The organism is Keratinibaculum paraultunense (assembly GCF_016767175.1).
Classification (GTDB): Bacteria; Bacillota; Clostridia; order Tissierellales; family Tepidimicrobiaceae; genus Keratinibaculum; species Keratinibaculum paraultunense.
In genome coordinates this window covers 530322-550767 of record NZ_CP068564.1, presented here as the reverse complement: position 1 = coordinate 550767, position 20446 = coordinate 530322, and the positions used below count along the sequence as shown (strand labels likewise).

Genomic DNA, 20446 nt, shown 5'->3' with positions numbered 1-20446 from the left:
AAATATGCTTTATTTAGTAACAAACAGACATATTGCTAACAAAGATTTTTTTAATATAATAGAAGAATCTATAAAAGGAGGAATTGATAAAATCATACTTAGGGAAAAAGATTTATGTACTACAAAATTACTTGAATTATCTATAGAAGTAAAAAAAATAACTGATAAATACAATATCCCTCTCATAATCAATAGCAATTTAAAAGTTGCTCAAGAGATAAATGCCTATGGATTTCATTGTGGATACGAAGATTTCATAAGTAATAAATATAAATACGATGGCGTTATAGGAGTTAGTATACATAGTATTGATGAAGCTATCATATGCGAAAAAAAAGGAGCAAATTATGTATTAGCAGGTCATATATTTGAAACTAATTGTAAAAAAGGCTTGCCTCCAAAAGGATTAAATTTTATAAATGAACTTAAAAAAACTATTTCCATACCTATAATAGGAATTGGAGGAATAAATGAGACAAATATCAATATGATCTTAAATACTAAAATATCTGGTGTTGCCGTTATGTCTCATATTATGGCTAGCATGAATCCATATATTGACACAAAAATTTTAAAAAATCATATTCAATTAATATTTGGAGGTGACAATCATGAACAATTTTAACACTGTAGAAGAAGCATTAGAAGAATTTAAAAAAGGTAATTTTGTAATAGCTGTAGATGATGAAAATAGAGAAAACGAAGGAGATTTAATGGTCCCAGCAGAAAAGATAACAGCAGAAAAAATTAATTTCATGACTAAGTATGCAAGAGGTTTGATTTGCTTACCTATTATAGCTAGTAGACTAAAAGAATTAAATATAAAACAAATGGTAGATGAAAATCCATATGATGAAGCTGCATTTACTATATCAGTAGATTATAAAGAAACCTCAACTGGAATTTCTGCAAAAGACAGAGCTACTACAATAAAAAAAATATTAGATCCTAACGTGTGCAGCAAAGATTTTAGACGTCCAGGACATATATTCCCTTTAAAAGGAAAAGAAGGGGGAGTATTAAAAAGAGCAGGTCATACTGAAGCAGCAATAGATCTTGCTAGATTAGCTGGGCTTTATCCGGCAGGAGTTATTTGTGAAATAATGAATGATGATGGAAGTATGGCAAGAACGCCACAACTTATAGAATATGCAAAAAAATTTGGATTTAAAATAATAACTATTGAAAGTTTAATTGACTATAGAATAAAAAATAATATATAAAATTACTCTACGGTTGCTGATATAGAAAATATTAGTTATAATTGAAATATAATACAATCATCTAATGGAGGAAAAAACATGATATATGTCATAAATAATAGCAATAATCCCTTTTTTAATCATGCAGCAGAAGAATACTTAATGAAAAATTTTGATGAAGAAATTTTTATGTTATGGATAAATGTCCCTTCAATATTAATCGGCAGAAATCAAAATACATTATCTGAAATAAATCTAGATTATATCAACAAAAACAATATTTTTGTAGTACGCAGACTTTCAGGAGGCGGAGCTGTATATAACGATCTAGACAATATCAATTTTACTTTTATTGCCCACAGAAATTCTTCATCATGGTACTCTTTTATATAATTGTGATATAGAAAAATTATCTTCTGCCCTTAAAAATAAAAATATTAAATTCGTTGATAAATCAATAAAATCCATAAGTTCTCGAGTTACAAACATTGCTCCTTACATGAAAAATAAAATGACAACACAAGAATTTAAAAATTATTTGAAAACCTATATTATAAAAACTTATAATATAGAAAAAATATATAAATTTAATAATAAAGATATAGAAAATATAAACAAAATATCCAAAAAAAATTTGAAACTTGGGAATGGAACTATGGCAAAAGTCCAAATTATAAATACAAAAATTCAGTTAAATATCCTAGTGGAATAATTGAATATCATTTAAATGTTGAAAATGGCATCATAACTAATATCTCTATATATGGCGATTTTTTTGGAGAAAGAAATATAGAAGAATTAGAATCAAAATTAATAGGAGCGAAACACAATGTAAAAGATTTAAAATATATTCTAAATAATGTAGATCTACATAAATATATTCAAGGCTTATCAACTAACAACTTTATTAAAGATCTAATGGATATCACACCAGATATGGAGGGATAATAATGTATATAAAAAAGCCAGAATGGCTCAGAATAAAAATGCAGGGAGGAAATGTATCAACAAAAGTACAAAATTTAATCTCTGACCTTTCTCTTAACACAGTATGTGATGAAGCAAATTGTCCTAATAGAATGGAATGTTTTCAACGAGGAACTGCTACCTTTATGATATTAGGTAGAAATTGTACTAGAAATTGTACATTCTGCAATGTAACTAAAGCTAAACCAGATGAAGTAGACCCAATGGAACCAGAAAAAATTGCTAAAGCTGTCTCCAAGCTAGGCTTAAAACATGCAGTTATTACTTCTGTTACTAGAGATGATTTAGAAGATCAAGGTGCTAATCAATTCGCAAAAGTTGTGGAGGAAATAAGAAAAACTACTCCAGAAGTAACTATAGAATTATTAATACCAGATATGCAAGGAAATAAAAAATTAATAGATATTATATTAAATTCAGAACCAAACATATTAAACCATAATGTTGAAACTGTTCCTGAACTATATGATAAAGTTAGACCTATGGCTGTATTTGAAAGATCTATAGAACTACTTAACTATGTGAAAAAAACTAAACCTAATATAAAAACTAAATCAGGGATGATGCTAGGATTAGGAGAAACTAAAGAACAAGTAATAAATGTATTTAAAAAGTTAAGAGAAGTAAATTGTGATATACTAACATTAGGTCAATATCTACAACCCAGTAAAGCTCACATCCCTGTAGTGGAATATATTACTCCAGAACAATTCAATGAATATAAAAAGATCGCTCTATCTATGGGCTTTAAAAAAGTAGCCTCAGCACCTCTTGTTAGAAGTTCATATTATGCTGAAGATTTTTGCTAAAATATTTTTATACATACTTTTACACACTACAACAATAATCTACTATTTAGGAGAGTGAATGTAATAATGAATAAAACCATAAAAAAATGTAAAGCATGTCCCATAGGATGTAAATTAATAATATCTAAAGATGAATCTACTACTTCTGGATATGTTGTAGAAGGAAATACTTGCAGTAAAGGAATTGAATTTGGAATAAAAGAAGTAACTGAACCTTCTAGAATTTTAACTGGAAATGTATTACTTAAAAATGGCATTATTCAACACTTGCCTGTAAAGACAACGGGAATAGTTCCCAAAAACAAAGTAGAGGAAATTATGAAGATTTTAAATTCTACTGAAATATCCGCTCCTGTTAAAAAAGGAGATATAGTTATTAAAAATATATTAGGATTAGGAATAGATGTAATTGCTGCAAGAAAAGCATAGACTGGGATAAAATATCATATTTTATCCCAGTCTTCCTAATAAATATCCATTCATTATTGTAATTTTACTCTAGACAAATCAAAAAACTTATAAATATAAAAATAATATTGACTATTACTTTTATTAATGATAACATATATGCATATGCATATAGTTAGCCGGCTAAATATATTTTAATATATTTAGTTCTTTTTTATTTATAGAAAATTAAAATATTAAAGGCAAGGAGGGATTTTCATGGCGTCCTTAAAAGATAATAATCAAGATATATCTTTTTTCTTAGAAGCTAAAACATCCGCTGATGTACGTAAAGCAATATTTAAATTAGCTTTACCTGCTATGCTTGAATTTGGGCTTATGATGTTAGTTCAAATGATAGATATGATACAAGTAGGATCTTTAGGTCCTTGGGCTATTGCTGCTACTGGATTAGCAGCTCAACCAACTATGTTAATATTTTCAGTTTTTAGTGCATTAGTTGTAGGAACTACAGCCCTTGTTGCAAGAGCTGCGGGAGCAGGAAATCGTGATTATGCTTGTCGTGTAACAAGACAATCCTTCATAATTGTACTAATTATGGGAATTATTGTAACTGCAATAGGAATTCCTGCTTCAGGATTTATTATAAAACTAATGGGTGCAGATGTAGATACACTAGAACCTGGAACAATATATATGAAAATTATAATAGCTGGAACAGTATTTACCGTAGGCAATATGGTATTAGCAGCTTCTTTAAGAGGTGTAGGTGATATGATAACACCTATGATCTCAAACATTGTAGCAAATATTATCAATATATTTATGAACTGGGTGTTAATAAACGGTAAACTTGGATTTCCAAGATTAGAGGTAGCAGGTGCAGCAATAGCTACATCTTTCTCTAGATTAGTAGCTTTTGCTATTACATTACATGCTGTATATTCACGAGATAAGTATATTCATATATCTATCCATGATTCATACCGCTTTGAACCTGATATAATAAAAAGTGTATTAAACATTGGAATCCCGGCAGCAATAGAGCAATTGATTATGAGAGGTGGTGCATTATTATTTGCACGACTAATTGCAGGATTTGGTACTATAATGTTTGCTGCACACCAAATAGCAATAAACATTGATGGTCTTGGAATTGTTCCCGCAATGGCATTTCAAATGGCCGCAACTACTCTTGTAGGGCAAGGGATAGGGGCACAAAAACCCGAATTATCAGAAGAAGCAGCACGTCAATCAACCATTATTAGTACAATAATGATGTCACTAATTGGTGTTATTTATTTCTTCTTAGGACAATATGCGATAGGAATTTTTACTAAAGATGCACAAGTTATTGCATTAGGTAAAAATGCTTTAAAAATATTAGCTTTTTCACAACCCTTTACTGCTATATACTTTGTCATCGCTGGTGCTTTACGAGGTGCAGGAGATACAAAATATGCTATGTATGCTAGTGCAATTGGCATGTGGGGTATAAGATTAGGAATAGGATATATATTAGCAGATTTATTAAATATGGCACTTGCTGGCGCATGGATCGCCGTTACTATAGATATGGCTGTAAGAATGATACTTGTACTTAAAAGATTTTCTAGTGGTGTATTTAAAGAATATAGTAAAGAAAACTTATAGACGTGCATGAAGTGGGCGTGCATGAGGGACGGATCTTTCTGCACGTCTATAATCACGTCTACAATAGTTACAAATTAGCATATTTTAATTTATAATAGTCAAACTAAAAAAATCATACCAATTATATCATTACAATTTTTTTGCAATATTATGTACCTTTCCTCTACTTATACCTACTATTTCAGCTATTCTCCTATGGGATAATTTAGTTAACTGTATTAACCAATAACTATGCAGATTTAATATTTGTCAGTTTTAATGCATCTGCCATTAAATCTAAATCAGCATTAATTAAAAGATGCACATGATTATCCATTATACAATAAGATAATACTAAAATATCTCCCTCATTTACTCTATCTTTTTCCTACTGTTGCAAGATAGACAACAAATTGCTCTTCTCCATCTAATCCTATCAGTTTATTTAATTCATCGTCATCAAAAGCTCCAATTGCACAAACTCCACAATCTATAGATTGTGCAGCTAAATATAGATTTTGACATACATGACCTGCATCTAGATGTACATATCTATATCCCCTCTCTCCATATCGCCACTTCATCCTATATATTACTGTACTCCATATAAAAGTCACTCCACTATCGGCTATAAACATCTGCCTACAACAACTATGAGCTACTTTTTCTCCTATATTAGCTTCTGTATTAATTTCTATTAATTTATGTTCAATAGCTAAATATCTATAGATACCTGGTTTTATACCATCAACCCTATTTATAAGAAGATAAGTTTCAAAAGAATGTCTAGCTCCTGCTGAAGGCACAGTTCTTATAGTTGCTGGTCTTGAAACAATCCTTTTTACCCCTTGAGTACACCATAAAAGATAGGATAATTCTTCTATAGTCAAAGGTTTATCACTATACTTTCTTAAACTTTTTCTCTCTTGAATTGCTTCCCTTAAGTCTATGTTTTTTACCTCGATATTTTCTACTGATGGTAAATCAATAATAGTTGAATTGCTATCGTATTCTAGCTCCAATGGAGGTTGAGGCAATCCTTTCTGCTGATCTGTTTCATCTAAATATTGATATTTTGTTTTCTCCATAAACTCTTTCCCTATATTAAGGGTCATAAATATCCACTCCTTATGTGTATAATTCATTTTTTATATATTTTTAAAAATTTAAAAATAAATGCTTATAATTTCCCCTATTTCTAGTATACTATTTTTATCATGTTTTCAATGTAATTAAAGTCATACTTTTGTTCTTATTCCTAAATAACATCAATGACCTTTTAATAGAATTGCTAATTAAGTTCTATTCCCGAGCTCATTTTATCTAATATTCTAGTTACATTTTTAACTGTATCTTATGTTATATATACTTATCTCTTTATTGCGTTTCCCCTCTCACTGGGAGTTAGATTATTAACATAATTCTAATACTATTTATAGCTAAAAACAAAGCAAAATTCCTCTAAAAGAAACTGTATTTTGATTAATTTTTTTTGAATTAACTATATATTTTCCTGGTCTGTCAATATTAAAGGTCCATCTTTTGTTATAGCTAATGTATGTTCATATTGAGCTGATAATTTTCCATCAATAGTTCTTGCTGTCCACTGATTATCATCTATAACACAGTTATACTTGCCCACATTCACCATAGGTTCTATAGTAATTACCATACCTTCCATAAGTCTAGGTCCTCTACCTGGTTTCCCAAAATGAGGTACTTGAGGAGCTTCATGCATTTTTCTTCCTATTCCATGTCCTACAAAATCTCTAACTACAGAAAAACCTTGAGACTCAACATAAGTTTGAATTGCATGGGATATATCACCTATCCTATTACCAATAACAGCCTTTTCTATTCCAATATATAAAGCTTTTTTAGTTACATTTAATAATTTCCTAGCTTCATCAGAGATATCTCCTACTTCATAAGTCCAAGCAGAATCTGCCAACCAACCATCTAAATTTACCACCATGTCTATAGTAACTATATCCCCATTCTTTAACGGTTCCTTTCGTGGAAATCCATGACATATCTCATCATTAATAGAAGCACAAATAGCATAGGGATAACCATAATAACCTTTTTGCTCTGGTGTTGCATTATGCTTTTTTAAATATTCTTCTACAAACTGATCTATTTCATAAGTAGTAATACCTGGCTTTATCATTTTAGCAATTTCTTTATGTGTTTTTGCTAAAAGTTCCCCTGCTTTTTTCATTTTTTTTATTTCTTGTTCTGTCTTTATAATTATCATACATTCAACCCTTTCTGTCTATAATCCTATCCTACAGATATATTAAAATTAAATTACATAAGCAAATTAACCTCATAACTTTATTCAAGTAGAAATAAAAACTCTTCATCATCTCTAAGATTATCTAAGTCTTTATCAATTTTAATCATATCTATAATACTAGGATCTATTAACATAGCTTTCCTTAAATCCTTTATAGCTTCATCCTTTATATTCAACTTTGCATAACAACATGCTCTATTGTAATATAAATACTCTGCATATGGATTATATTCAATTCCTTCAGACAATATTTCTATAGCTTCTTCCAATTTTTTTTGCTCAATATATATAGCTGATTTATTTAAATATGAATAAGAATAGTTCTTGTTTTTTTCTATTGCTTTATCATAATACTCTATAGCTTTTTCAAATTGATTTAATTTCTTATATATAACTCCCATATTAAATAATGCCTTATAATAATTTGGGTTAAGTTGAATACTCCTTTTCATCATCTCATAAGCTTTATCATATTCTTCTATTTCTTCGTATATGGAACCTAAATTATTATATGCCATATAATCATTAGGAGTAAGACTTATAACCTTTTTGTAATAGCTAATAGCCTTATCTTTATTCCCTAATTCATCATATATATTAGCTATATAAAAATAAGCTCTATCATAGTAAGGATCAATTTCTGTTGCTTTAATATAACATTCTAAAGCTTTATTATTATCATCCAACCTTTCATACATAGTTCCCATTCCATAAAAAGCTCCAGCCTCCTTTTTACTAATTTTAGTAATCTTCCCATAGGTCTTTAAAGCTTTTTGAGGAATGTCCATTTCATCATAAATTATAGCTATATTGTATAATATCGCTATATATGTCCGTTTATCCCTAGTAAACTGAAGAGCTTTAGTATAAAATCTAATAGCCCATTCCATATTATCATCAAAATAAGAATTCTCAGCAAGAATCATATAATTTTTCTTTCTGTCAATACTACTCAAGTGACTTTTCATTCATAATACACCTCAAAGATATTATATATTTAATTATAGTTTATCACAAGTTTATAAAGAATTATTACTAAATTTGAAAATTAAGCATAAAGCTATCTATTAAATATTCTAAGCACTAAAATCAAACCTATGGAGAAAACATAAAACCACCACTTACGTAAGTGGTGGTAATTCACTTAAAAGATCCGTCCCTAGTGCATGTGCTGATGCACTATTTTTCTATTTTTAATGCTCTAATGGAGTTTAATATAGCTATTATAGATACTCCAACATCTGCAAATACTGCTTCCCACATAGTTGCTTTACCAATAGCTCCTAGCACTAATACTATAGTTTTAATAGCTAAAGCTAATACTATATTCTGACTAACTATCCTTTTGGTATTTTTAGCTATCTTCATTGCAGTACTTATTTTCCCTATTTCATCAGTCATTATAACTATGTCTGCTGCTTCGATAGCTGCGTCTGAGCCTAATCCTCCCATTGCTATTCCAATATCTGCTCGAGCTAACACTGGTGCATCGTTTACTCCATCTCCGACAAAAGCTACCTTACCGTGATTTTCTTCCATAATCTGTTCAAATATATTTACCTTATCTTGGGGAAGTAAATTGCCATATACTTTATCTATTCCTACTAGTTCCCCTACTTTTTTAGCAGTTTCTTCGTTATCTCCTGATAGCATTATTATTTCCTTTACACCTTGAGATTTAATGGCTTTTATATCCTCTACTACTCCTTCTTTCAGTTCATCTGATACTACAATAGTGCCTACATGGATATTTCCTTTACCAATATAAGCAACAGTCCCAATAGAATCCAGCTCTTCAATAGGAATACTATTGTCATCAAATAATTTTTTGTTCCCTATTATTATCTTTTCTCCATCTATATTAACCTCTATACCTTTCCCTGCTATTTCTTTATAATCACTTATCCTGTTCTTATCTATTGTATCCCCATAAGCTTCCACTATGGATAAACCAATAGGGTGATTAGAATAAACTTCAGCATAAGCTGCTAATCTTAGGACCTCTTCTCTGGTAAATCCATTATAGGCTATTATATCTGTTACTTTAAAGGTTCCTTTAGTAATAGTACCTGTCTTGTCAAAAACCATTGTATCCACATCATTTAAACCTTCTAGATAATTGCCGCCCTTAGTCAATATGCCAACTTTAGAAGCACCTCCAATCCCCCCAAAAAATCCTAAGGGTATGGATATAACTAATGCACAAGGACAAGATATTACAAGAAATACAAAGGCTCTATAAGCCCAATCCCTAATATCATATCCTAATAATAAAGGAGGTATTAAACCAATAGCCAATGCAGTATATACTACTATTGGAGTATAATATCTAGCAAACTTTGTGATAAAATTTTCTGTAGGAGCTTTTTTACTTGAAGCATTCTCTACTAAATCTAAAATCTTAGATACGGTAGATTCCTTAAACTCCTTGGTAACTTCAATTTTTAGCAATCCCTCATTGTTTATAAAACCACTTAGTATAACATCCCCTGCACTTACAGTTCTAGGCACCGATTCTCCAGTTATATTTGAGGTATCTACCGAAGATTTTCCTTCTACTATCACTCCATCTAAAGGAATTTTTTCCCCTGGCTTAACTATTATATAGTCTCCCACATGAACCTCTGCTGGGTTTACAATTACTACACTTCCATTTTTTTCTAGATTAGCATAGTCTGGTTTAATATCTAAAAGAGATGAAATAGACTTTCTTGAGTGATTGACTGCCAATCCTTGGAATAATTCTCCTATCTGGTAAAATAACATTACAGCTACACCTTCAGGATACTCTCCTATAATAAATGCTCCTAAGGTAGCTACTGTCATTAAAAAATATTCATCAAAAGGTTGTCCAGCCATTAAATTCCTAAAAGCTCTAATTATAATCTCTAAACCTACCACTATATAGGCAAATAAGTATACAATAAATTTTGGTGTACCTTCCAACTTTAACAACCAAGGTAATATAAATAAAATTCCACTAAATATAATTTTCATAATATCTTCTTTTTTTACATATCCATGGTCATGAGAATGACCTTGAGCATAACTATAATCGTGTTCATCTCTTTCAACAACTATTACATCTGGTTCTAGTCTTTTTACTATAGTTTTTATTTCATCAATTATATTCTTTGTTTTTTCTTGTGATTCTACTTTAACTTTTAATTTCTTGGATATAAAATCCAAACTAACATCATCTACTCCATCTATATCTTTAGTTAGTTTTTCAATCTTAGCTGCACAATTTGCACAATTTAAACCTTCTAATTCTAATATAATCTCTTTCATAAAATGACCTCCCTCCAGGACTTTATTGAACATATGATTATTTGTTCATATGTTCAATAATATTATACTGTTTTTAAATAAAAATGTCAATAAAAAACACCTTGAAAAAGGTGTTTTTTATATCGAAATAGTATATTGTTATACTTTATATTAAGCTTTAGATTTGTTTAATTTTATGCTGAAATGGGCTCCAATATAGCCTAATATTCCTCCTAAAATATATCCTAAAATTAATACTAAAAATCTAGTAATATAAAAATCATAAATATAGTTTTGTAAAAACACAGTTGAAACTACTACCATTAAAAGTGCTGTACATATGGTAACTCCAAATTTAAAAAAGCCTTCCGTATTTTCAAATTGTAAAAGCTCTCCATTCCTTTCCCACATGCTTTTATCAAATAACATCTTAGAAATTATGATCATTATAATAGATGCTGCAATGTATATGAAATAATATCCTACTCCTTGACCTATAGTTTCAAATACCCCTAAGGGACTAAATTTAAAAGATGTAAAATATATAGTGTTTAAATCTAAATATTGAGCTATTCCCCAAAGTTCTAAATTAGCTGCTATAAGTGATGAAAATCCCATAGGAAATATTAAAAATATCCCAGTTAATACTAATTGTGAAATCAAATTCCCTGTAATTATCCCAAATAATATAGAGAAACTCAATATAGGTAATTGACAGTATATAGAATGTAATATCCATTTAATCACTTGCCCCATAGAATAAAACATTCTTAAATTAGAAATAAATCCTAATGCTAATAGCATTACTATACCATTTATGATAAAGGGCAAAGCTATAGATACTAATGCCACAATTAATTTATTAAAAAATATCTCATACCTCGTATAAGGCATAACTGCTAATACTTCAAAAGTTTTCTTTCTCTTTTCCTCTCCAAATAGTATAGCAGCTAATCCAATAGGCACTGCTATCATCAAAGCCGATTGAACACCAAGATCTTCTAATCTCCAAGCTATATCTTCTTTGCAATCTTTTATTAAATCTTTTTCATCATATTTTACATTTTGTTCTATAAAAGAATTTTTTACTTTAATATAGGATCCATATCTAGATACAACAAATAAAGTAACATTAAAAAACAATATTATTGTCATTATAAATATAAGTATCTTAACCTGGTTAAAATCTTTCTTAAAAAGAGTTTTATTAAAGGGTAATATCTTCAAATACATAGCCTACACCTCCCATTTTATATATAAATATTTCTTCCAAAGACATATCTATGGTTTCTAATAATATTGGATTATATTGTTTAATTTGAGATATAAATTCATCCATATGATCATTTACTATTATTTCATAAACTCTACCTCTACTTTCTATCTTTAAGATATCTCTATTATTTTTTATATCCTCTGGAATACCATCTTTAAATGCTACTTGAACTTTTCTTACATTTGATTTTAATTTTTCTATACTATCCTCCAAAAGGATTTTTCCTTCATGAATTATCCCTATGTGGTCACATATTCTCTCTAGTTCACCTAGGTGATGGGAGGATATAAGTACTGTAGTTTCATTAGTACTTACTTCATCTATAATAATATCCAACACTTTTCTCTTTATAACAGGATCCAATCCTGAAGTAGGTTCATCTAATATTAAAACTTTTGGACTTATAGATAAATTTAACATCAATGATAATTGAGTTTTCATTCCTTTTGATAATGAACTTATCTTTTTCTTTTCATCTAATTTGAATATCCTCTTTAATTTAATGTACTTTTTTTCTTCCCATAGAGGATATGTATTTCTATAAAAATCCACCATCTGTTCCACCTTGAAATTGGAGTAAAAATATTGATAATCAGCAATATATCCTAATTGAGATTTTATTTTTTTATTATCCTTTATATTTTCTCCTAAAACAAGCACCTCTCCCTTTTCGGGTCTATATATATCCACTATATTTTTTAACAAAGTAGTTTTCCCTGCTCCATTAGGACCAATAAGTCCATATATAGAACTCTTCTCAACATTTACATTTACATTATCTAGTATCTTATCTCCTCCTAGATACTTATCTAAATTTAAAACTCTAATCATTTTCATCCACCCCCTCTAATTCTTTGAATAACTCCTCGATAATATTTAAAATATCCTTTTCCTTAAAACCCATGTAATGGGCTTCTATTATTCCTTTTTTAAATAATTCCTTCACTTCCATAAGCTTATACTCATCCCTTCTTGGCTTATAATCTGATGAAACATAAGTCCCCTTGCCTCTTAATGTTACTATCACCTTTTGTCTTTCCAATTCTTGATAGGCTTTCTGTATAGTGTTGGGATTTAGGGTTAAAATCTTAGCTAGTTCTCGGACAGAAGGTAGTTTTTCTCCTGGCTCTATTAATCCCTTCAATATACTTTCCTTTACATTATCTACTATTTGCTGATAAATTGGTGTACTACTTGAAGCATCTACATTAAACAAATTATCACCTCCTGTGTCCTACGTGTACTAGTTGTATTAGTGCACTATATTCAGTATAGCTCTATGCTATTCCTTTGTCAAGAGTTTATTTAATACTTTTTTAAAAAATATATGTTAAAATAAATTATGAATATATTTATCTATGAGTAGGTGATTATATGAATTTAAGTAAAGAACAGATGAAAGCCATGCAACACATAAAAGGTCCTGCTCTAGTATTAGCAGTACCAGGATCAGGAAAAACCACAGTACTAATTCATAGAACTGCTAATTTGATATTAAACCATAAAGTACATCCTGATAGAATATTATCTATAACATTTAGTAGAGCTTCAGCTCGTGATATGAAAAATAGGTTTAACAGTTTATATGGAGATATATCCCATATACCTGTTTATTTTTCAACTATACATAGTTTTTCCTATAGTGTTATTAGAGAATATGCTTATAAAAATAGGATAAAATACACCCTCATCGAAGACAATAAAAAAAATTTAAATAAATATAATATATTAAAAAATATATATTTCTCTATAAATAATGAATATGTTGCTGATGAAAAATTAGAAACAATTATTAATTCCATAGGATATATTAAAAACATGTTAATTACTCCCGAAAAATTTTTATCCCAATATAAAATAAATATATCCAATTTTAAACAAATATATAGAAGCTATGAAAGCTATAAAAGAAATAACAATCTATTGGATTTTGATGATATGCTAACCCTCGCAATAGAAATATTAAATAAAGATAATCATTTACTAAACAAATATAGAAATCGATTTCAATATATTCAAGTAGATGAAGGTCAAGATACTTCTAAAGCACAGATAGAAATAATAAAAATAATATCTCATCCTAAAAATAATCTATTTATAGTTGCTGATGATGATCAATCTATATATGGATTCAGAGGAGCATATCCAAAAGGTTTATTTGAATTTAGTAAAATATATAAAAATGGAAAAGTTTTTTATATGGAGCAAAATTATCGTTCTACTAAAAACATAGTAAATATATCAAATAAATTTATAAAACAAAATTCTTTAAGATATAATAAAAATATATTTACTGAAAATGATTACTTGGAACCAATAAGTATAGTTAAAGTAAATACAGTAGAAGAACAATATAAATACTTACTAGATGATATAAACTCTCATAAAGACTACGCTAATACAGCTATTCTTTATAGAAACAATATATCAGCCATAGGAATTATAGAATATCTAGATAGAGATGATTTGCCCTTTTACATGAGAGATAATAAGATGAACTTTTTTAACCATTGGATAATAGATGATATACTATGTTTTTTAAAACTAGCCCAAAACCCTACAGATATAAAAGCTTTTGAAAATATTTATTTTAAAATGAAAGGATTTATCTCTAAAAAACAATTGAATTATATAAAAACTTTAAATTACAATCAATCAATATTTGATAGATTGTTAAATTGTCCAGGTATTAATAGCTTTTATAAAGAAAATTTCCTAGAACTTAAAATGGATTTTAAAAAATTATCTAAACTTCCACCTTCCGAAGGAATATCATATATAGAAAAAAATTTAAAGTATAAGGATTATCTTAAAGAAAGTTGTATAAAATCTAAATATACTATAGATACATTAATGACTATGTTGTATTTTTTAAAGATAATAGCATCAAAAGTAAAAAATTTAAATGAATTAACTGGACGAATAAGATATTTAGAATATATAACTAATAAATCCACAGAAAATAAAGATGGCATAACTTTATCCACTGTTCATTCAGCAAAAGGATTAGAATTTGAAAGGGTTTATATAGTAGATTTAATAGACGGAGACTTCCCTAGTACTACAAGCATCGATAATTTTCTAAAAGGAAATATAGAATCCTTAGAAGAAGAAAGAAGACTCTTTTATGTAGGTATGACAAGGGCTAAAAAATATTTGAGTTTAATCACTATAAATAATAGAAACGGAAAAGAAGTTAAACCTTCTAGATTCATAACTGAGCTAGAAAATTTAATTACTCAGGATTAATGTACTACATTAATCCTGAGTAATCTCTGAAATTAAAGAATGGTATATCAATGTTAAATTTTAACTTTAAGTTAAATTGATTACAAAACAAATCCATATTTAAACATGTCTTCCTCTTCAGCAACTAAATATCCATAATTTATAATAAAAGCTTTCCCAGTAATTTCAGGTATTATAGCATCATAAGTTCCTACTTTAGTTTCTTTTAATACTTTCCCTATAAATTTAGTTCCTGCAATACTTTCATATACAAAAGGTTCATTAATTCTAATCTTCCTTTTTGCATATAAAGTAGCCAATTTAGCACTGGTCCCTGTTCCACAAGGGGATCTGTCTATCTGACCTTTACCAAATATAACTACATTTTTTAAATCTGCATCATTTGAAGTTGGTTCATCATATATTTCTACTAAATCTACTTTATCTATAAAAGGGTTTGTAGGATGAACTATATCAATATTTTCATTTACAGCTTGTCTAATTGCCAATCCATATTTAACTAAATCCTCAACATTATCTACTGATACACGGATTCCTATATCCTTTGCATTTACTAGTGCGAAAAAACTGCCTCCAAAAGCAATATCTAAAGGAATTTCCCCTAAAGTAGGTACTTCTACTTTTATATTATTTTTATATAAAAATGAAGGAACATTTATTATAGAAACTTCTTGAACTTTTTTTTTATCTACTTTTGCTTTAACCTCTATTAACCCTGCAGGAGTGTCTAATTTTACATAAGTTATAGGTTCTTTTGCTTCTATAAATCCTTTTTCTATTAGCATAGTTGATACTCCCATAGAACCATGACAGCACATATTTAAATAACCGCCACCATCCATAAATATAACTCCTACATGAGCATCTTGATTAGAAGGTTCCGTTATAACTGCACCAAACATATCTCTATGACCTCTAGGCTCATGCATAGCCATAGTTCTAATATAATCAAAATTTTTTTCTAAGTATTTTTTCTTTTCAATCATGGTACTCCCAGGTATTGGAGGAATACCCTCTATTATAATTCTAGTTGGTTCTCCCATAGTATGAGTATCTATATATTTAAGTTTCATCCAACTCCCCCTTTATACTTTAGCTGTATATTCATAAGGTAATGGAACTATTTTCCCTGGAGTATCTATTTCTACTAATTGTATTAAAGTATCTCTTAGTATATTCCTTTGCATTTCTGGATTATTAGGTTCTCCAACATTGGCTCCCATTGGTACTAGTGGAGCTGTACATCTTGGAGATCCAGTTTGTCTAACTACTGGTGGTAAAGCAGCTATTATAATAGTCGGAATTCCTGATTCTTCAATTGCTCTCTGCACAATCACGGCAGAGCGGTGACATGTACCTCACCCACCAGTCATAACTACTCCATCCACACCTTCTTCTTTCAATATTTTAGCTATTTCTGGTCCAGTTTTTTCCCTAAATGCATCCACATTTCCACCACCGCCCATAAACCCAATGTGTTTAGGTGCTACTCCTTTAATAAATCCCTCTTCAACTAACTCTCTAAGCCTATCTATTGGAAACATACAATTTATATCTTTATTAACATCTGAATTATCATATCCTCCATGAGTTACCATTAAATCATTGCTATCAACATCACCAGGTATTATCCTATAGGAAGTATCCCCTGCTAAATTAAACCTTTTATCAGACTTAAGGTGCACCCCTGCAGCTGTAACTAGAGCAATTACCATTTCATCCAAAGGCTTAGTGACTGGCGTCCAAACTGGTTTAGGAGTAATAGGAACATATATTTCAGATTGTAATCCTTTTATCACAGTCATGTCCATAAAGTATCCCTCCTTAAATTATATTTCCACTATCTATTCTTTTTCGTAATTGATCTTTAGCTGATTTTAAATAATTTTTATTTATTTCTTCATCAATTACTTCCGGATAAGTCATCAAAAACCCAACTCGTTGTCCTTCTTTTGGTTCATTTTGACAAATTAACATTCTTCTAGGAAGTCTTAACTGCCCCATTCGACCATTTAAATCTATAACTACTGAACCATCAGTCAGCTCTATAATTATTCCCTCGTAATATCTCTCTGATGATATAAAATTTAGCTTATCCATGATTTATTCTGCATCCTTTTCATATTCATTTCTTCTATTTTGACTTATTTTTAAAGAAGTTTCATTGTCTACTAACTCTATTTTTCTATCAGTTGCTTTTTCAATTAATCTTATATTATTTAATATTACATCTTTACCGTATTTTCTTTCAGGTGGTAGTATTTCTTCTCCTGCCATTTTAGCTTTTAGCATATATAATGCTCTTATAGCATCTTCTTGACATAAACAGTTGTTTTCTAATATTTCATTTTCAATTCCTTCCTCAGATTTATTTAATTCCACCATAGCATCCATATGCTCATTACCTACAACTAATTGACCTTGTACTGCTGCAAAAGTCATTCCCACCACAGGTATACCTCTTTTCCCTATTTCTTCTATATGACTGGCAAAATCCACATGATTGTTTCCAAATCCCTCTGTAGTAACTATAGCACCATCTACATCCATAGCTTCTATAGTTAAACCTAATAATTTTGATACATAGAATTTTTCTGAATTAGCTTGAGGAGAACCTACAAATACTACAGCTGCTAAATCTATTTCATCATCCAACATAGCTTCCAACACCAAAGGTTCTCTAAAATAATGTCTAGAAGTCTCCTTAGATGCTGGTCCTATGCAAGTTAATGCATGAACACAACCGTCTAATACATGTAATGGAGATACTACTACAGGAACATTCCCTAAATCCACATTGGCTTTAGCGCCTAATACTCCTACTGGTTCTTGAGGCATTAAATAATTATCATGCATAGCCCCTTGTCCCATTATCTCCTTTACTATTACTACCTTTTTTTTGTTTAGTCTTCTTTTATGGACAAATTCTTCTTTTCTAACTACTAAAGATTCATCTGCTTTCTTTAAAGCTTCTCTAATCTCTTGAGTAATAAAATCAGTTGCCTTGTGGGCTGCCATAGGACCTGGTCGTTCCATATTTTTTCCTTTTTTAATAGTTACATCAGTTTTAATTAATATTTCTCCCTTTTCTGGAGAACCTGGTCTGCCCCACATTATATTTTCTTCAAGTATCCCTTCAGAAGAACCAAATTCACCTATTTGTACTCCTGCTTCATCAGTTCCTGTAACCAACATTACTACTCCATCCAATACTCTAGTTATTCCTTCACCTAATTCTCCTTCTTCTTTCGTAGCTATGGGTTGCACATCCATTATAGTATTAGAAAATTCATTATACCTATCAGGTGTAATAATATCTACTTTCATATCTACTACTAATTCTTGAGAATCTATAGCTTCTTTGTATGCATCTTCTCTAATTATAAGAGTAGTTCCATCTATTTTAGTTTCATGTCCAAATTCTACTTTATCTATTTTGAAATATTTTCTTGTCAATCTTCTTAATTCTTTTTCTTCTTCCGGTGAGCTTTTTTCTCCTTTTATTTCTTCTGTTATCGGCGTTGATGAAACAGCAGATGATGTAATAACGGGAAATGGTATTTCTATATTTATATCCTTACCTTCCCCAATTTGAATCTTTATATTATTTATTCCCTTTTCATGTCTTTCAGTGCTTTCATCCTCATTAACTGAAACTTCTTTATCTATTTCTTCTATTTCTTCTCGAGATGTTTCCTCCAATTTAGTATAACCTTCTACCAAATCAGGAGTTAAAGGAGTTAATGCATCTACCGTCTTTTTCAAAGTGGCTCCTAATACTTCTCCAATTTTAAGACAATCTTCAGGAATTTCTATAAGACCAGATTCCTCAAGATCTGGAATCAAATTAGGATCTTCAATATGTGATGGTTCAATAACAGTCCCTTCTTCAAATCTACAACAAGTTATTGCATAGGAATCCTTATGTTCCATTGCTTGTTCCTTAGTTATAGCCAATTTTATCATCCCTCCTATTCTTTCTTTTTTCTATATAATCTATGACCTACTGCCCTTAATATATGGTCTGTACTATGATACATAGGTAGTCCTATCCTAGGAGCTACATTTGCTACTGTATCCGTTCAGGTTTCACAAGTACCTACCATAATAGCTTCAGCACCATTTTTCTTTAGATAAATCACCTTCTCAGCTTGCCCTGGACAAACTCCAGGTTCCTCACATCTAAATCTTCCATTTACTTCTTTCATTCTTTTACAATTGGTACTAGCCACTACCTCTCCACCCATGTTTTCTACTATATAAGTGAGCCTGTCAATCTGAGCTCCACATTCACAACCTATTAAACCAAACTTCCTACTATCTTGAGGGAAAGGTAATCCTACTAATACTCCTCCTGTAGTCTTAGTTACCACATCTTCTTCAGAAGCTTTTTTCCCCATAAAAGGTCCTCCTAATAAAATCTCGCCATAAGGTTCTATATATCCTCCACAATCCTCTATTATAGATTTAATAGGAGTTCCTATTGGTACATCCAAAAATACTTTATTTCCTAAAACTAATCGTCCATCAGCAGTTAAATCTTTTGTAATCACAGGTCTTCTTTCTTCTATAGCTAATACTATATTTTTTATAGTTTCTACATTAGAAACCACTACATTGGCTTCTATTGGTAATTGTCCTGGTTTTAATTTTATTCCAAATAATTCTCTAATGATAACTCTTTCATCTCCTGCTGGATACATATCAGGAAGAAATTTTATTTCTATATCATTTTCACCTTTAATAGCTTTTCCTAGTTGAATCAAAGGCTGTTTATTTTTAGGTTTTATAGCTATATACCCTTTCTTAGCCCCTGTTATTTCCATTATATATTTTAAACCACGTACTATTAAATCTGGATCTTTCATTATCCTTGCCATATTATGCCCTAATAATGGTTCACATTCTGCTGCATTTGCAACTACAAATCCATTATCTAATTTAGAATTCAATTTAACATAAGTAGGAAAACCTGCACCTCCTGCTCCTACTATTCCTGCTTCTTTTATAGCCTCTAAATAGTCATTAGTTTTTTTAATCTCTATATAATCATTAGGTTGTTTATCATAAGCATCAATCAAAATTTCTTCTTCAGTGACATCTATTATTTCTCCACTTACACTAGAATGAATATTGGCACCTAACCCTTCTGGTACAGCTATTAACTGCCCTTTATATACTTTATCTTTATACTTAACAATTGGTTTATTAATTCCTCCAACATGTTGCCTTAAAGGTATTTTAATTTTCAATTAATCACCTCCCCTTATATTATATATTATAAGCAAATATCATACCAACTATATAAATCTCT

At 29.8% G+C, this 20446-nt stretch carries 22 protein-coding genes; 9 read left to right on the top strand and 13 right to left on the bottom strand.

The window, feature by feature from the left end:
- Positions 1-4 precede the first annotated feature (4 nt).
- From thiE to JL105_RS02520, 8 genes are all read left to right on the top strand, one after another.
- Entirely contained in the window at positions 5-625 is a 621-nt protein-coding gene (gene thiE, locus JL105_RS02550) for a thiamine phosphate synthase (protein WP_132026373.1), read from the top strand.
- The gene (gene ribB / locus JL105_RS02545; RefSeq protein ID WP_132026371.1) at positions 612-1223 is read left to right on the top strand and encodes a 3,4-dihydroxy-2-butanone-4-phosphate synthase; all 612 of its coding nucleotides are present in this window, start codon (positions 612-614) and stop codon (positions 1221-1223) included. The genes thiE and ribB overlap by 14 nt, the downstream gene beginning before the upstream one ends.
- A 78-nt stretch (positions 1224-1301) precedes the next feature.
- Positions 1302-1595: a lipoate--protein ligase family protein gene (locus JL105_RS02540; protein WP_202690589.1), complete on the top strand. Its 294-nt coding sequence runs from the start codon at positions 1302-1304 to the stop codon at positions 1593-1595.
- The gene (locus tag JL105_RS11670; protein ID WP_420485349.1) at positions 1555-1914 is read left to right on the top strand and encodes a lipoate--protein ligase family protein; all 360 of its coding nucleotides are present in this window, start codon (positions 1555-1557) and stop codon (positions 1912-1914) included. Before JL105_RS02540 ends, JL105_RS11670 begins: the two co-directional genes overlap by 41 nt.
- Positions 1824-2150 (top strand): lipoate protein ligase C-terminal domain-containing protein, encoded by a 327-nt coding sequence (locus tag JL105_RS11665; RefSeq protein ID WP_202690643.1) that lies wholly within the window; start codon positions 1824-1826, stop codon positions 2148-2150. Before JL105_RS11670 ends, JL105_RS11665 begins: the two co-directional genes overlap by 91 nt.
- Positions 2151-2152: 2 nt before the next feature.
- A complete protein-coding gene (gene lipA / locus JL105_RS02530; protein WP_132026369.1) occupies positions 2153-2998 on the top strand; it encodes a lipoyl synthase in 846 nt (281 codons plus the stop codon).
- A gap of 66 nt (positions 2999-3064) precedes the next feature.
- Positions 3065-3427 carry a DUF1667 domain-containing protein gene (locus JL105_RS02525; protein WP_132026367.1) on the top strand — a complete coding sequence of 121 codons (363 nt, stop codon included), beginning with the start codon at positions 3065-3067 and terminating at the stop codon, positions 3425-3427.
- Positions 3428-3664: 237 nt separating this feature from the next.
- Positions 3665-5059 carry an MATE family efflux transporter gene (locus JL105_RS02520; RefSeq protein ID WP_132026365.1) on the top strand — a complete coding sequence of 465 codons (1395 nt, stop codon included), beginning with the start codon at positions 3665-3667 and terminating at the stop codon, positions 5057-5059.
- A gap of 356 nt (positions 5060-5415) precedes the next feature.
- Here the strand turns inward: JL105_RS02520 and JL105_RS02515 are convergent, their stop codons facing one another.
- The 7 genes from JL105_RS02515 to JL105_RS02485 form a co-directional block, all read right to left on the bottom strand.
- On the bottom strand, positions 5416-6153 hold the full coding sequence (locus tag JL105_RS02515; RefSeq protein ID WP_132026363.1) for a SagB/ThcOx family dehydrogenase: 738 nt from the start codon (positions 6151-6153) through the stop codon (positions 5416-5418).
- 386 nt (positions 6154-6539) lie between these two features.
- A complete protein-coding gene (gene map / locus JL105_RS02510) occupies positions 6540-7295 on the bottom strand; it encodes a type I methionyl aminopeptidase (RefSeq protein WP_132026361.1) in 756 nt (251 codons plus the stop codon).
- A gap of 80 nt (positions 7296-7375) precedes the next feature.
- Positions 7376-8305 (bottom strand): tetratricopeptide repeat protein, encoded by a 930-nt coding sequence (locus JL105_RS02505; protein ID WP_132026358.1) that lies wholly within the window; start codon positions 8303-8305, stop codon positions 7376-7378.
- Between the two features lie 211 nt (positions 8306-8516).
- Positions 8517-10628: a heavy metal translocating P-type ATPase gene (locus JL105_RS02500; RefSeq protein ID WP_132026356.1), complete on the bottom strand. Its 2112-nt coding sequence runs from the start codon at positions 10626-10628 to the stop codon at positions 8517-8519.
- Between the two features lie 150 nt (positions 10629-10778).
- Positions 10779-11840, bottom strand: coding sequence for an ABC transporter permease subunit (locus JL105_RS02495; RefSeq protein WP_132026354.1), 1062 nt, complete (start codon positions 11838-11840; stop codon positions 10779-10781).
- The gene (locus JL105_RS02490; RefSeq protein ID WP_202690588.1) at positions 11815-12720 is read right to left on the bottom strand and encodes an ABC transporter ATP-binding protein; all 906 of its coding nucleotides are present in this window, start codon (positions 12718-12720) and stop codon (positions 11815-11817) included. Before JL105_RS02490 ends, JL105_RS02495 begins: the two co-directional genes overlap by 26 nt.
- A complete protein-coding gene (locus JL105_RS02485; RefSeq protein WP_132026350.1) occupies positions 12707-13099 on the bottom strand; it encodes a GntR family transcriptional regulator in 393 nt (130 codons plus the stop codon). The genes JL105_RS02490 and JL105_RS02485 overlap by 14 nt, the downstream gene beginning before the upstream one ends.
- Before the next feature lie 158 nt (positions 13100-13257).
- On the opposite strand from JL105_RS02485, the gene JL105_RS02480 reads away from it, so the two are divergent.
- The gene (locus JL105_RS02480) at positions 13258-15132 is read left to right on the top strand and encodes an ATP-dependent helicase (RefSeq protein ID WP_132026348.1); all 1875 of its coding nucleotides are present in this window, start codon (positions 13258-13260) and stop codon (positions 15130-15132) included.
- Positions 15133-15212: 80 nt separating this feature from the next.
- Here JL105_RS02480 and JL105_RS02475 read toward each other — a convergent pair whose 3' ends face one another.
- From JL105_RS02475 to prdC, 6 genes are read right to left on the bottom strand one after another with little or no spacing between them, the layout of a single operon-like run.
- Positions 15213-16205, bottom strand: coding sequence for a proline racemase family protein (locus tag JL105_RS02475; protein ID WP_132026346.1), 993 nt, complete (start codon positions 16203-16205; stop codon positions 15213-15215).
- Positions 16206-16217: 12 nt separating this feature from the next.
- The gene (locus JL105_RS11750) at positions 16218-16463 is read right to left on the bottom strand and encodes a hypothetical protein (protein WP_202690587.1); all 246 of its coding nucleotides are present in this window, start codon (positions 16461-16463) and stop codon (positions 16218-16220) included.
- Between the two features lie 27 nt (positions 16464-16490).
- A complete protein-coding gene (locus JL105_RS11745) occupies positions 16491-16943 on the bottom strand; it encodes a glycine/sarcosine/betaine reductase selenoprotein B family protein (protein WP_202690586.1) in 453 nt (150 codons plus the stop codon).
- Positions 16944-16956: 13 nt separating this feature from the next.
- A complete protein-coding gene (locus JL105_RS02460) occupies positions 16957-17232 on the bottom strand; it encodes a CBO2463/CBO2479 domain-containing protein (RefSeq protein WP_132026342.1) in 276 nt (91 codons plus the stop codon).
- Positions 17233-17235: 3 nt separating this feature from the next.
- The gene (gene prdA, locus JL105_RS02455; RefSeq protein ID WP_132026340.1) at positions 17236-19089 is read right to left on the bottom strand and encodes a D-proline reductase (dithiol) proprotein PrdA; all 1854 of its coding nucleotides are present in this window, start codon (positions 19087-19089) and stop codon (positions 17236-17238) included.
- Between the two features lie 14 nt (positions 19090-19103).
- Positions 19104-20384, bottom strand: coding sequence for a proline reductase-associated electron transfer protein PrdC (gene prdC, locus JL105_RS02450; protein WP_273542369.1), 1281 nt, complete (start codon positions 20382-20384; stop codon positions 19104-19106).
- Between the last annotated feature and the right edge of the window lie 62 nt (positions 20385-20446).